The organism is Paenibacillus luteus (assembly GCF_006542765.1).
Lineage (GTDB): Bacteria > Bacillota > Bacilli > Paenibacillales > Paenibacillaceae > Pristimantibacillus > Pristimantibacillus luteus.
This window is the reverse complement of the sequence record NZ_SKCD01000022.1, coordinates 122,929-137,645: the sequence shown is the minus strand read 5'-3', so window position 1 is coordinate 137,645 and position 14,717 is coordinate 122,929. Positions and strand designations below refer to the sequence as shown.

Genomic DNA, 14,717 nt, shown 5'->3' with positions numbered 1-14,717 from the left:
TGACAAGAAGGTGATGGTTATGAGCAGTCTTAGTGTCAAAAGTAAAAAAGATTCTTCTCCGGTGTACACAACTATTTCGTATGCCGTGGTTACGATTATTGCACTCGTATGTGTACTTCCCTTTATCGTATTGCTTGCCGGTGCCTTTTCGTCAGAAAGCTCGGTTTTAAAGGATGGTTATTGGTTTTGGCCGAGGGAGTTTTCGCTTGAAGCGTTCCAATTCATCTTTCGTTTCCCTGAGGATGTCCTGTCCGCTTATAAAGTATCCATTCTCATCACGATAATTGGAACGGTCGTATCTCTGTTTATCTCGACGATGGCTGCCTACGTGCTCTGCAGGAAGGAGCTCAGATATCGGAATGCACTGTCATTTTTTCTGTTCTTCACAACGTTGTTTAGCGGAGGCTTAGCCCCTTACTACATCTGGCTAAGCCGGTATTTACATTTATCGAACACGTATTATGTGCTTATTCTAGGACCGATGTTCAATGTCATGTACATCTTGATTTTACGCAGTTTCATCAAGGGTTCTGTCCCAGAGCCGTTGATTGAATCCGGGAAAATAGATGGAGCCGGAGATTTGCGCATATTCCTTCAGCTTGTTATCCCTTTGTCTAAGCCAGCACTCGCTTCCATTGGTGTTTTCACAGCTCTGGCTTATTGGAATGACTGGTGGACAGCGATGATGTTCACAAGCAAGGACCAACTGATTCCGCTGCAGTATCTTCTCTATAAGATGCTCTCAGCCATTAATTTATCTGCTGCGATGTCTGAACATGTGTCCAGTGTCAGTACTCCGAAAGAGACATTTAAGCTGGCAATGACCGTCATTGCTACGGGGCCGATCGTAATGGTTTTCCCTTTCGTACAGCGGTATTTCGTTAGCGGCATCACGATTGGTGCAGTCAAAGGTTGATATAGGTTCCGAGTCAAACGGAATGTATATAAATAAAGCTTGAACAAAATAAGGGGAGGTTTTTAGATGAAAGCATTCAGAAAAAGCAGTCTTTCTGTTTTAGTTCTTGTGGTGATGTTCGTATTTGTACTTGCTGCCTGCAGCGGGAATAATGACAAAGACGCCTCAAGTAATACGCCAGCCAGCACTAATGGATCGACGGAGCCCGCATCAACCGATGAAGGCAAACCGGATAACTCCAAAGAAGTGAAGATCGTTGGTTATGTGCTCGGTGAAGCTCCGAAAGGCATGCCGGATGTGTTAGCCGCTTTGAATGAAAAGCTTAAAAAAGATATCAATGCTACGGTTGAGCTGAATTACATCGGCTGGGGAGACGTAGGCTCCAAATATCCGCTTGTGCTTGCTTCCGGACAAGACGTTGACTTCGTATTCGCGGCAGACTGGAATTTTTACGTATCGGAGGCTAACAAAGGCTCATTCCTGCCTCTGGAAGAGAATATGCTGAAGTCATTTATGCCTAAATATTACGCTAAGCAAGATCCGGCTGCCTATAAAGCTGCTGAAGTCAACGGAAAGCAATACATGATTCCGACAACAACTCCTGACCGCAAAGTAGGTGTGGTCGTCCTTCGCCAAGATATTCTAGATCAAGTTGGATTAACGAATCCTACCAAAATGTCAGAATTAGAGCCCTATTTTGCAGCCATCAAAAAAGACTACCCAGATATGACACCGCTTAACTTGGATTCACAATATGATCTACCTGCACCATTTGGCGCATTGGTTCAAGAGAAATTTGCATATCCAGGTGCACCGCATGATTCTGGAGATCCATCAGGCGTAGGTGTCTATACGGATCAGGAAGATGCAAGCGGCAAAATCCTCAGTATTACGGATGAACCGATCCAAGGCTCATTCAAATATGCAGCTGAAACGATGAAAAAATGGTATGACGCAGGTTATGTGAACAAGAACCCATATTCCAACAAAATCCGTTCCAAAGACAATTTCTGTGAAGGAAAGTCAGGCGTAGCTTTCGCCAACTCCATTGATGTCCAATCGATGCTTGCAAGCTGCCAAGACAAAGGAATCGAGACATACATTATGCCAGTACTTTCACCATCAGGCCATGCACCTTCAAACAGCTGGTTGAACAACGGAGTAGCCATTGCCGCTAATTCGAAAAACCCGGATCGTGCATTGCAAGCGCTTGACCTTATTATGCAGGATGAATCTTATGTTTACTTGATGTACTACGGGATTGAAGGGAAAAACTATGCGATTACGGCTGACGATAAATTGACGCTCCCAGAAGGCGTTACGTCGGAGAATAATAGTTACCCAGCAGATGCTGCTGGTTTCTGGTTCGTAGATAAAGACTTGTTCAAACCGAATGCCGATTGGACGGACGCCTATGTGGAGCTGAATAATCAAATCAAAGATTATCTTCTTCCCGCCACCTATCTCGGCTTTACGTTCAACTCGGAAAGCGTTAAATCCGAAATCGCAAATTTGAAAAACGTATCCTCCCAGTATTTCCTTCCGATAGCAATCGGAGCGGTTAAGGATGTTAACCAGTCATTTGATACGCTGGTATCCAAAATGAATGCAGCTGGTATCGATAAGGTGAAAAAGGAAGTAGAAACACAAGCAGCAGCATTTTTGGCTAACAAAGGTTAGTATAGTAGATAACAGCCGTTCCCTTCTCAAGGGCGCGGCTTTTTATCTAAATGCAGTCTAGGCATTTAAATGGATGAGGTCAGAGTTGTATGCGGAGAAGATACCTCGACAGATGCGCATTTCATCGGTAATAATGAAAGAAAATGCTAGACGGTTTGAAGTCTTACAGCAAGGGGGTCGCAGCAAATGAAGTTAATGATCGTGGATGACGAGGAAAGAACGAGAGAGATGTTGAAAAAATATATTCCTTGGGAAGAGTTAGGCATCCATCAGGTGTTCACTGCCCGTAATGGCTTAATGGCTTTGGACACGGCAAGAGAAGTGCGGCCGGATATTGTGCTTTGTGATGTTCGGATGCCCAAGATGAACGGCATTGAGTTCGCCCAGCAATATCAAGCCATTGATCCGACTTCGATTTTCATATTTTTAAGTGGATTTTCGGATAAGGAATACTTGAAAGCGGCGATCCATTTGAAAGCCTTGAATTATATTGAGAAACCGGTCAATTTGGATGAAGTTAAATCTGTGATTTTAACGGCTATTCAATTAAAATGCGAAGAACGCAAGAAAAAATCCGAGGACGAGCAATTGAAGGCAGGATTTGATCATGGCTTGCCTTTCTTAAGGCAAGAGATGGTACGCAAGCTTATTGCTGTCCCAACATCTGTACATGTTCGACCTGCTTTGCAAAGTACAGAAACGTTCTTATTGCCTTCGCAAGGCCCGTATACCGTGCTTTCCGCCTTATTGTATTGGAGTCCCGCCTATCTTCCTGAAGATCCAGCTCTGGTGCAGGAACAGTTGTTATTTACGTTGAATACGGAGCCGCAATTACGTGGATACCGCGCGTTGTTCGGCTTTGATTCCAATCATTTTTTAATAATCATAATGTCAGGGGCGTACCGGAGTTCGTTTCGTGACAATCGAGAGATTATTGATTCACTTTATGCAGAGTTGAAAGCGATTGCTGGGCACAACATCGAAGTAAGGCTCGGCATTGGAGAGGTTGTGCATGAGCTGGATGATATTCCGATTTCTTATCAATCCGCTCGCAAAGCCGGCTTTATGCAATTTTACGTCGAGGGTTTAAAACCTATATTTTCCAATGATGTGAACGCGGTTCATACCCCGCTTGAAACCAATTGGGAAGATGTACGCATAACGAGAGATGAGCTTCGAAAAGGCAATTTGGATGCGGTCAAACAATCCATTGATAAATTAACGGAACGCGCGAGGGAGCATGTGGACATTGATATCGTACGTGTCAAGGATACGTACTTCCAGTTTCTACTTGCTATTTTGGAAGTTGCTGTACAACAAGGTTTGAAAGAGCTGACACACGATACGGAAAGGCGATATATTTGGAAAGAGATCGACAGAATCTCGAATTTAGAAAATCTGAGAAGATATCTGCTATCGTTTTTGCAGCTCTTCTATGAGATGAAATCCGGCCATACGGAGCAAGGCTTGAGCAAAATGAGGGAAATTATTCGTTATATTCATTCCCATTTTCATGAGAATGGTTTTAACATTCAACAAATTGCAGATCATGTTAATCTCAGTGAAACCTATTTATGCTCCTATTTCAAGAAGCAGCGTGGCGAGACGATTAAAGAATTCATTACTCAAACAAGAGTGGAGAAAGCGAAGCAGCTGCTTTTGGATCGAGAGGTTAAACTATACGAGGTGGCAGTTCGACTTGGTTTTACGGATGCGAATTATTTTTCGACCTTTTTTAAACGGTATGCGGGAGTCTCTCCCTCGGAATATCGTGAAAGAACGCAGAGCTAATGAAGCTCGCCATATATAGACCGGTGCCTAGGTTGGTGGAAGAGGTTAGGGGCTAACGTGCCCCTCTCATATCCAGTACTTGCATGTTAACGATTGATCTGTTCCCCATTGAACACTTGGAGATCCATTGGCGCAGCTAGGTAAGCTTGCGCTTTCTGGACAAAGGCAGTGAAGTGCGCGCTGGTATTATGTGCGGTGGTTGCCTCCACGTCTTTCCACAATTCGACCATCGTATAGCGATGGTCCTTCTCCGTATCTTTCAGGAGAGCATAGCTGATATTTCCTTCTTCGGCACGCGAAGCCGGAATGAGCAGATTAACAGCCTCCAGAAAAGCTTGCTCTTGCTCAGGTTTTACTGCGAGTCCTGCATGAATAATAATCATGGTTATTCACCTTCCTTATTAGATTAATTATTTCCAAGTGGTAACGGTCTCGACAGGCAAGCGGTAGGAGGGATGCCCTTCATTCACTTGCTTGCCAATGGAGATCAGCATGACGGGCACGTAACGCTCTTTGTCCAAGCCAAAAGCTTCGGCGATTTGATCTTTCTCAAAGCCTCCGATTGGGTTCGTATCGTAGCCATGGGCACGAGCGACAAGCATCAGCTGCATGGAGACAAGCCCTGCATCGATGAGGATGACATCGCGCAAATCCGCTTTCGAAATATTTTGATAGTAAGGGGTGAAAGCCTTGAATTGCATATCCTTTACTTCTTGAGGCATATAGCCGAGCTCTACCGATTTGCCGAAAATCTCTTCCGCGTATTGAAAGTTATCCATATCGCCAAACACGGCAATTACAGCTGCTGAAGTGCTTACTTGATTCTGATTGAACCTGGCAAGCGGGGCAAGTGCAGCTTTGCCTTCCTCACTTTCAATCACAACGAAGCGCCAAGGCTGCATGTTAACGGAAGAAGGGGCAGCGGTGGCCTCTGCCAAAATTTCAGTTAATTCCTCGCGGCTGATTTTGACGCTGGAATCATAATATTTAACGGAACGACGCCCAAATACAATCTCATTAAAATCGTTTGTTTTCTGATATTTACTCATGATGTAGAAATACTCCTTTTTTCTATTATGCTAAAGGACAGCTGATTTTAGCAGGATTAGATATTATTTTGCATGCGGCTAAGCAGTTCATCAAGCATTTGAAGTTCTTCTTCAGTGAAATCCTTCATCATTTTGTTGACGAAAGTAGCTTTCTCCACTTTATACCCGATAATTCGTTCCCGACCCTCTGGGGTAAGGCGAACGAAGGTGATTCGGTTGTCATCTGGGTTTTTGCGCCTGGATACCATTCCGTCCGCTTCGAGCTGTTTAAGGTGGCGCGTGATAGCGGCGCTGTCAATATTGATGAGCTTTTGCAAGGTGGATTGGTTGACTTCATCCGCCTCATAGAGCTCACACAGAAGCTCAAAACGTGATGAACTAATACCTGTACAACGTTCAAATTTAGGACTGACTTTATTGTTAAGCCCTTGGAGCAAATATAGAATCCGCTCTTCCTTCGATTTAAAACGTGTGATGATCAGTTCCTCCTTTCGCATACTGTTGACGCCTCAATGATTGATGCCTCAAACAATATAACACTTCTTTTTTTAATTTTCAAGTGGATAAGAAAAACGTTATTTTTTGTGAAATGGAATGTGTCTTATTTGATTCGTTACACGCGGTTCATTTTCCGATAGGCGGATGGACTGGTTTTTAATGCTTTGGTGAATACCCGGCTTAAATAAAACCCGTTGCTGTAGCCACAGGCAACTGCGATTTTCTCAAGGGGCAGATCAGTATCCATCAGCAGCTCTTTGACTTTCTCAAGGCGAAGCAGGGCTAAGTAGTGTGAAGGATTCATGCCTTCGCTCTTGCTGAATCTACGGCTGAGCTGCACGGGACTGATTCCAAGCTCGGCGGCAAGTTCCAGCATGCTCAGTTCTCCAAACCCGTTTTGCTCAATGAACAGCTTGGCTTGTTCAATTAGCGGGTCTTTGGGCGGGACCGCTTTGTCGGAGGTGGGAGGTTCAGTCGACTGGCAGTAGCGCCAAATATCGCTTAAGGCATGATTTTGCCAGTGGCGCTTCGGACTAGTTTCTCTTTCAGGATGCTCCTTTAAGAACCTTAGATTATCGGCAAGCCGCTCCCTTTGGTTAATAGTTAGCTTATAGGAGGATGCAGCTAGGCGAAGCCGAACCGATTCCTCCTCCTCCTTTTGTTTTCCATGATCATCCGAGACAGATTGGAAAGAAAATCCAATGAAATGAAACGAAAGCGTGTGTATGACGCTGCGGTGGAAGCTGAGCTCCGGCGGACAAACAATAACGTCGCCCATCTTCGCTATTCCTTCCGCTTCCCCAATCCGGTAGGAGAAGCTGCCGCCCTCCACAGCAAAGAGCACCCAATACTCATAAATATCTACGTTGAATTGAAACTTTGTTTTGTGATCCCAAAAGTTATGGTGCAATAGTTGGGGGATTATACCGGAGCTTGAAAGGTTCATCTGCCTCAGCCTCCTGAGTGAAATAAAGTATATGCTCTTATGATAGCGCAGTGCATGTTAAATAACGACCCCTTCGTATAAGATGAAGGTAAAATCATGCTTGGAGGCGATCGTTATGAAGCTTGAACTCGTAAAATCCGATATTACCGTCATTGGCGGGGGCTTGGCCGGCGTATGTGCGGCTGTTTCTGCTGCGCGTCTAGGACAGACCGTATCACTCATCAACAATAGAGGCGTTCTTGGGGGAAACTCCAGCAGTGAGGTTCGAGTATGGGTTTGCGGCGCGACGGCGCACGGCACGCAGCGGTATGCACGGGAAACCGGCATTATGGGTGAAATGTTCGTCGAGAACCAGTACCGAAATCCGGAGGGAAACCCGTATTTATGGGATCTTGTCGTTCTCGAAACCGTTCGCGCGGAGAAAAATATCCAATTGTTTCTCAACACAGATGTGCATGAGGTGGAAGCAAGCGGACACGAAAATGAGCGGGCGATTCATTCGGTGACGGGATGGATGATGGGCTCGGAGCGAAAGATCCGTTTTGAAAGCGATATGTTTATCGATTGTACCGGGGATGGACTCGTAGGTTTTCTTGCCGGCGCAAAATACCGGATTGGCCGTGAAGCAAGGGATGAGTACAACGAGGAATGGGCGCCGGAGATTGCGGATGACATTACGCTTGGAAGCACGCTTCTATTCTATACAAAGGAATCCGACCGACCTGTGAAATATATTCCGCCAAGCTTTGCAAAGGACATAACGAAAACGACGATTCCAATGAAACGGGTCATCCGCAGCGGCGATTCGGGCTGCCATTATTGGTGGATTGAATGGGGCGGCGAAACCGATACGGTTCATAACAATGAATCCATACGCGATGAGCTCTGGTCGGTCATTTATGGCATATGGGATTATATCAAAAATTCGGGTAACTTTGAGGCAGACAACATGACGCTGGAATGGGTAGGCTCGCTTCCAGGCAAGCGGGAATACCGCCGTTTTCAGGGGGATTACATGCTAAATCAAAACGATATTATCGCACAGGAGCCTTTTGGCGACCGGATTGCCTTCGGAGGCTGGTCCATCGATCTTCATCCGCCGCAAGGCATGTATTCGACCGAGAGCGGATCGAAGCATTTATATCCGGACGGCATCTACCATATCCCTTTCCGCAGCCTTTATTCGAGCAATGTAAGCAATTTGATGTTCGCGGGCCGGGACATTAGCGCAACCCACGTTGCTTTTGGCACAACAAGGGTAATGGCAACTTGTGCCGTTATGGGAGAGGCAGCCGGCAGCGGCGCCGCTTTGGCGCTGCAGAAAGGAGTCTCGCCGCGGTTGCTGCACCGGGATTACATGAAGGATTTGCAGCAGCTTATGCTGCGCCAAGATGCATCGATTATCGGAATCGCAGGCGATGACCCGCGGGACCTCGCAAAAACAGCCGAAATCACGGCATCCAGTACGCTGAATGCGATTGCCGTTACAATCCCGTCCGATACCCGTCCACTCCATAAGGATGTAGGCGTTTTGTTTCCCGTTTCTCCCTCTCTGGAAACGGTAGACCTGCTGCTGGATGCTGAACAGGACACGCTGCTTGAGGTGGAGCTATGGCATACGGGTAAAGGAGAAAATTATGTGCCTAAGCAGCAGGTAGCTGTTGCTTCTGCGACGGTAGCCAAAGGCAGCCGGCAGTGGGTGAAGCTTGGACTGCCCTGGCAGCCGGATGAAGCTTGCAACGCTTTTGTCATTATAAAGGCGAATGAAGCGATAAGGCTCTACACTACAGATAAGCCGCTGACAGGCGTATTGTGCTTTGAGAAGGGACCAAAGCCGGTCGTATCCTCACTGTTGGAAGATCAACAGCCCGATCAGCCGGTCGTACAATGGAGCATGTACGGTTGGAACCGTCAACTGACATGCTTGCAAATTACGCCAGCCACAGAGGCATACTCGCCCAAACAAGTGATCGATGGTTATGTCCGTCCCTATGCGGGGCCGCATCTTTGGGTGTCCGAAGAAATGAGCAAGGGCAATCCGGAATGGATCCAGCTAACATGGAAGGAAGAGCAAAAAATAGCAGAAATCCATCTCACCTTTAACGACGATGTCAACGAGGATTTGATCAACCTGCATCATCATCGTACAGTTTTCGAAACGATTCCAGAGCTGGTGCACACCTACCGCATAGAGGCGCTCATCGGGGATGAGTGGATCGTTGTAGCGGAGCAGAGCGATAACCACAAACGCAAAAGGGTTCATAAGCTTAAGGAAGAGATGCTGTCCAAGCAAATTAGAGTCTGGATCGAAGGCACGAACGGCTGCTTACGAGCGGAGGTTGCCGAAATCCGAGTTTATGCACTATAATTAGCTAAACATAATGATAACGCTTTCAAATTATTCCGATTTGCAGCAGGAATCAGGGATTTGAAAGGAGAGAAGCTCATGACTATGAAGCCGCTTCGCGTATTGATCGTTGATGATGAGATCCCTCTAAGACAGGAACTGCGGATATTCCCATGGGAGGATTGCGATGCTGTATTAGCTGGCGAAGCCAGCAATGGAGCGGAAGCTTTGCAGCTATGCGAAGCTTGTGCGCCCGATGTTGTTATCACGGATATAACCATGCCGGTTATGGACGGGATTACGCTCATTCGGGAATTAAGGAAACAATACCCTAAGGTTCAGATGATATTGCTCACCTGTCACAGCGATTTTCATTATGTGCAAGAAGCTCTTCGCCTTGGAGCGCTTGAATACATTTTGAAGGTATCGATGGAAGAGGATGAGCTAAAGCAAGCGCTTGATAAAGTAAGAGCTGCGATGATGAAGGATCGGATTGCCCAGGAAAGTGAAAAAAGGGAGCAACGCATGCTGCAAGCGGCTCTATTCAGCAAATTGCTTCATGGGCAATCGGTAGAGAGCTCCGATTGGCATCCGATGGGGATGGACGGGGAAAAATCGGCTCTATTGGTTCGTTTGATGATAAACGTTTCCCATTCCGCCTATCTCTCCGTCAAGCAGCCTATCCAGCAGCTGCTTGCCGAAATGGAAAGAAACGACCCTAGTTGGCTGACTTGGCTGACATTGCGGGAAAAAGAGTATTTTATTCTAATCGACGCGGGGCAGCCGTCCGAGTTTGTCATGCAAACGCTTGGGATAGCCGTGCAAGCGATGAATGATTTGATTTTCCGGGATTGCCCGCTGATGAATCAGCACTCTGCCGTTCATGCCATAGTGAGCCATCCTTTTAAGACCAAGGAGGATCTTGCGAGTTCGCTTGCGCATTCGACGGAATGGAAAGACGCTCTATTTTATGATTATGCCATGGAAAGCCAAGTGTTCACCAATCATCCGATGCTCTTAACGGACATGACTGATAAGAAGGCCAAGGAAATGAACGAGCTGCTTAGAAAAGCGAGCTGGTCCACATCGGCGTTAAGAGACTGTTTGCACGGCGAGTTTATCCATTGGAGCTCGAAACACCGTATCAAGCCTGAACAGCTTAAAGAGCGGATGCTGAATTGGCAGGTGGACTGGCTGAAAGTACAGGAAGGCGAAGAGCTTGACGGCTCCGGCATCGCGCAATTAATGGAGGCGCAAACGCTGTCTCAGTTGGTCGCCTGCGTCATCCGTGCGATCAACGCTGTCGAGCAGGGACGAACGCGCTCGCGCGTAGAGATCCGCTCTGCTGTGCAATGGATCAAGGACCATATGCAAGAGCAGATTTCGCTGCCCCATATTGCCGATCAGGTCGGCCTTAGCCCTCATTATGTCAGCAAATTGTTCAGGGAAGAAACGGGGAGTACGGTCAATCAATATATTTTGCGGCTACGAATGGAGAAAGCGGTGGAGCTGCTGAAGCATACGAACAAGAAAGTGTATGAGATTGCGGAAGAGGTCGGCATCCCGAGCTACCGCTATTTTACCGTTACGTTTCGGAATTGGACCGGGGTATCGCCGACGGATTATAAAAGGCATAGTTAAGGCAAGAGACCGGGCGCGGGGGAATGGGAACTATGACGAAGCTGTTTCATTGGTATGCCAGCCTTGGTCTTGCCACCAAGCAGTTCATCTATTTATTTATCGTAACGCTGCTGCTGTTTCTTGGGCTCGCTTGGCGCAATCTTCATGAGGCGGAGAGCTTGCTGCAGAATCAGTTGACCCGCGATGCGGAGCTGCTTGTAAGCCGGACGAATCAATATATTGATGCCAGCCTGGATAATGTGGAAAATATGCTGCTGCTGCTCTCGACCCGCGCGGATTTGCTGGAGGAGGGAAACGAGGAAGAAGCGATTGATACGCTGCGCAAATTTGCCGATTATAACAATTCGATCGCAAAGACCCTGTACATGATTCGCGCCGACGGCAGCGTTTATTCAAGCTCCCAGGTCTATTTTGAAATCATCGGAAATCCCCGCCTGCAGGAGCTCTATGCGCTTGCACTGCAAAATTATGGGTCCATTAACGTCAGCGAGCCATATTATTCGCCAATGTCGGGGCATACGCTTGCCTATGTCTTGCCGATTACGGGAGCAAACAAACAGGTGCTTGGCGTTATGGTCGTCGAGTTGAATCTGGATTTGCTCACGGAGCGAATCGCTCCGATGATCTATCAATCCTATGTTCTGTTTACGAAGGACGGAAACGTCATTAATCGTCTGGATTCTCGCGATAAGCTGCTTCCCTTCGAGCAGGCTTCCTTTCCCCCGCTGCTTCAGGACGGCTTCCGAAAGCAGCTCGTCACGCTGAAAATCGGTGTGAATGGTATAAAAGGCCATTCTCTGAACCCGCTGGTGGCGGTAAAATCGGCGAAAAACCGCTTGGGCTGGTCTCTCGCAGCCTTTATCGAAGAAGATTATTTCTATCAGGATTTGCAGAAGCTGAATAATAACTACAGGACGGCGAGCATTGTATGGATTCTCGTACTGCTGCTCAGCGCGTACCTGCTCAGCCGCTCCTTCACGCATCCGATTCGCAGGTTTGTTGAAAAGATGGATCGACTTAACGATCTCCAGGTTGTGGCAAAGCTGCCGGTCACGCGGCGGGACGAGATCGGGCGGCTGACGCAAAGCTACAACGCGATGCTAGAGCGGATTCAAAGCCTGCTGCAAAAGACAAAATCGGCAGAGGAGCAGAAAAAGGAATACGAGCTGAAGATGCTGCGAAGCCAAATCGCTCCGCATTTTCTATATAACACGCTTGCCTGCATCAGCAGTCTGGCGAAGCAGCAGCGGATTGACGAGGTGCGCGATACCATTCGCTCTCTAGTGAAGCTGCTCAGCTTCAGCTTTGACAAACAGTCGGAGTACGTCTCATTAGAAGAAGAACTAGAAGGGCTGCGCATGTATATGCACATTCAACAGGTGCGTTATGGCGAGCAGTACCGCTATAAGCTGGAGATCGATCCATCGCTGATGCATTACCGGATTCTTAAGCTTACCCTCCAGCCGCTCGTGGAAAATGCTTTGTTTCATGGCATAACGCCTAATCACGGCGGCCTTATCACGATCAAAGCCGATATGGAGAAGAGCAAGCTGCGGCTTTATGTCCGCGATGACGGAATTGGAATCCCAATGGAACAAAGAGGCAAGCTGCTGCAGGATCACCCCGGGCAGGATCGCTCGGCCTACCGTTTCACAGGTATTGGCCTGCGCAATGTACATGAACGGATACGAATCCATCATGGTGAGCCTTACGGCTTGCGAATCGGAAGCTCGATGGGCAGAGGAACCGTTATTCGAGTGGATATGCCTTTACTTGCTGAAAGCGATGAACGTTTGGGCATTTGGAGCTAAGCTTATAGTGAACATGGAGAGGCTGTCCTGCGGGACAGCCTCTTCGCGTATGCGTATGGAAGCGCATGAATGTGGGGAATGCCTGATTAAGTTCCTTCAATATCTGTACATTATTTACGTTTTTGTGTATATCGGCACTTTATTCCAGTGATTATACTTATCTTATTGGAAGCGCATTCAAATAAGGAGGGATACGATGGAAGCCGATCACAGCCTTACGCCCACCCCTCGGATAGGACCTACTCCGAAGACGAAACTGCAGTCGATTCTTAGAACGATCTGGAGCTTCCGGGCCTTTTACATCATGCTGTTGCCTGGTGTAATCTACTTCATCATCTTTCGGTATTTTCCGATGTATGGGGTCATCATTGCGTTTAAAAACTTTGCAATTCTAGAGGGCATTACAGGAAGCTCATGGGTTAATCCATGGTATAAGCATTTTCAGGATTTCTATCAATCTCCCTATTTCGGCCAATTGCTGTCGAATACGTTATTAATCAGCGTATATAAGCTGGTCTGGGGTACGCTGCCTCCGATTCTACTGGCGCTGCTGCTGAATGAATGCCGTGTTCGGTGGTTGAAGTCAATCGTTCAGACGCTCACGTATATGCCGCATTTTTTATCCTGGGTCATTATATTTGGTATTCTCTTGACGTTATTCTCTCAAAACGGAGGATTGATTAATCGCTGGATTGTAGAAGCAGGGGGCACCTCCGTACCCTTTCTCACTTCGACCGATTATTTCCGCAGTATCCTAGTCGGCTCAGAGGTTTGGCAAAATCTCGGCTGGGGAGCCATCATCTACTTGGCCGCAATGGCAGGCATCGATCCTACTCTTTATGAAGCAGCGAAAGTGGACGGCGCAAGTCGGGTGCGCATGATTTGGCATATTACACTGCCGGGGATCCGAAGCATTATTATTCTGCTGTTCATTCTCAAGCTCGGCCATTTGCTGGATGCCGGCTTTGATCAAATTTACATTTTGTACAACATACAGGTTTATCCGGTCGCCGATATTCTTGACACTTGGGTGTATCGCACAGGGTTGCAGCAGTTGAATTTCAGTTTGGCGTCTGCCGTCGGATTGTTCAAGTCCGTCATAGGGCTAATCCTTGTATTAGGTGCTAATCGAATGGCGAAGAAGTGGGGTGAAGGGATATGGTAAAAAGTCTCGATGATAAAATTTTCAACTCCATCGTGTATGTTATTCTGGGGTTATGCGGCCTGGCTGCCATATTGCCCATCCTGTATGTGGTAGCCGTTTCGATTACCCCTTTCGGTGAAGTGCTGCGCAATGGAGGATTTATATTGTTCCCAAGAGAAATAACCTTCACAGCCTACCGAACGCTGCTGACGGAGTCGAATATTCCGAAAGCGTTCCAAATTACGGTTCTCATCACGGTGATCGGCACGGCCGTGAATCTCATATTGACAGGCCTGATGGCTTACCCGCTTAGCCGTAAAAACTTGCCCGCAAGAAACTTTTTTCTCATGATGATTGTGTTCACCCTGTTATTCAGCGGAGGAATCATTCCAACCTATCTGGTTGTCAAATCCTTGGGGCTGCTCGACTCGATCTGGGCTATGATTTTGCCTAACGCGGTTTGGAGCTTTAATGTGCTCATTATGAAGAGCTTCTTTGAAGGGCTGCCGGAGGAGCTGTTCGAATCCGCCAGGATAGATGGCGCGAAGGAATTTCGAATATTGCTTCAAATCGTAACGCCGCTCTCGGTTCCTGTTTTGCTAACGGTTGGTTTGTTTTATTTGGTCGGCCACTGGAACGAATTTTTTCAGGCGATTTTTTATGTGACCGACCGCACGCTGTATCCGCTTCAGGTTGTCGTCAGGGAAATCCTGATGCAAAGCCAGCAGCCGCTTGAAAATGCGGAGAACATGATGCCCACCCAGACCATGCAGATGGCATCTGTCATGATTGCCAGTCTGCCGGTCATCGTCATCTATCCGTTCCTCCAAAAGCATTTTACGAAAGGCATGCTGCTTGGATCCATTAAAGGTTGACCAAGGCCGCATAGATTAC

At 47.3% G+C, this 14,717-nt stretch carries 12 protein-coding genes; 8 read left to right on the top strand and 4 right to left on the bottom strand.

Annotated features, from left to right (window positions below):
* Window positions 1–19 precede the first annotated feature (19 nt).
* From E0496_RS17345 to E0496_RS17335, 3 genes are all read left to right on the top strand, one after another.
* A complete protein-coding gene (locus E0496_RS17345; RefSeq protein WP_141503030.1) occupies window positions 20–916 on the top strand; it encodes a carbohydrate ABC transporter permease in 897 nt (298 codons plus the stop codon).
* Between the two features lie 66 nt (window positions 917–982).
* Window positions 983–2,596: a DUF3502 domain-containing protein gene (locus tag E0496_RS17340; protein ID WP_141503029.1), complete on the top strand. Its 1,614-nt coding sequence runs from the start codon at window positions 983–985 to the stop codon at window positions 2,594–2,596.
* A gap of 186 nt (window positions 2,597–2,782) precedes the next feature.
* The gene (locus E0496_RS17335) at window positions 2,783–4,387 is read left to right on the top strand and encodes a helix-turn-helix domain-containing protein (protein WP_141503028.1); all 1,605 of its coding nucleotides are present in this window, start codon (window positions 2,783–2,785) and stop codon (window positions 4,385–4,387) included.
* 86 nt (window positions 4,388–4,473) lie between these two features.
* On the opposite strand, the gene E0496_RS17330 is transcribed toward E0496_RS17335, so the two are convergent.
* The 4 genes from E0496_RS17330 to E0496_RS17315 all read right to left on the bottom strand — a co-directional run bounded on the left by E0496_RS17330 (window position 4,474) and on the right by E0496_RS17315 (window position 6,880).
* On the bottom strand, window positions 4,474–4,770 hold the full coding sequence (locus E0496_RS17330; RefSeq protein WP_141503027.1) for a putative quinol monooxygenase: 297 nt from the start codon (window positions 4,768–4,770) through the stop codon (window positions 4,474–4,476).
* A gap of 27 nt (window positions 4,771–4,797) precedes the next feature.
* Entirely contained in the window at window positions 4,798–5,436 is a 639-nt protein-coding gene (locus E0496_RS17325; protein WP_141503026.1) for a nitroreductase family protein, read from the bottom strand.
* Window positions 5,437–5,492: 56 nt separating this feature from the next.
* Window positions 5,493–5,933: a MarR family winged helix-turn-helix transcriptional regulator gene (locus tag E0496_RS17320; protein WP_241674842.1), complete on the bottom strand. Its 441-nt coding sequence runs from the start codon at window positions 5,931–5,933 to the stop codon at window positions 5,493–5,495.
* 116 nt (window positions 5,934–6,049) lie between these two features.
* Window positions 6,050–6,880, bottom strand: coding sequence for an AraC family transcriptional regulator (locus E0496_RS17315; RefSeq protein WP_141503025.1), 831 nt, complete (start codon window positions 6,878–6,880; stop codon window positions 6,050–6,052).
* A gap of 115 nt (window positions 6,881–6,995) precedes the next feature.
* Between E0496_RS17315 and E0496_RS17310 the strand changes: the two genes are divergently transcribed.
* From E0496_RS17310 to E0496_RS17290, 5 genes are all read left to right on the top strand, one after another.
* Window positions 6,996–9,248, top strand: coding sequence for an FAD-dependent oxidoreductase (locus E0496_RS17310; RefSeq protein WP_141503024.1), 2,253 nt, complete (start codon window positions 6,996–6,998; stop codon window positions 9,246–9,248).
* 78 nt (window positions 9,249–9,326) lie between these two features.
* The gene (locus E0496_RS17305) at window positions 9,327–10,868 is read left to right on the top strand and encodes a response regulator transcription factor (protein WP_141503023.1); all 1,542 of its coding nucleotides are present in this window, start codon (window positions 9,327–9,329) and stop codon (window positions 10,866–10,868) included.
* Between the two features lie 32 nt (window positions 10,869–10,900).
* Window positions 10,901–12,679 (top strand): sensor histidine kinase, encoded by a 1,779-nt coding sequence (locus tag E0496_RS17300; protein ID WP_141503022.1) that lies wholly within the window; start codon window positions 10,901–10,903, stop codon window positions 12,677–12,679.
* A gap of 304 nt (window positions 12,680–12,983) precedes the next feature.
* Window positions 12,984–13,844, top strand: a complete 861-nt coding sequence (locus E0496_RS17295; protein WP_421924213.1) for an ABC transporter permease — start codon at window positions 12,984–12,986, stop codon at window positions 13,842–13,844.
* A complete protein-coding gene (locus tag E0496_RS17290) occupies window positions 13,838–14,698 on the top strand; it encodes a carbohydrate ABC transporter permease (protein ID WP_141503020.1) in 861 nt (286 codons plus the stop codon). The genes E0496_RS17295 and E0496_RS17290 overlap by 7 nt, the downstream gene beginning before the upstream one ends.
* The last annotated feature ends 19 nt before the right edge of the window (window positions 14,699–14,717 follow it).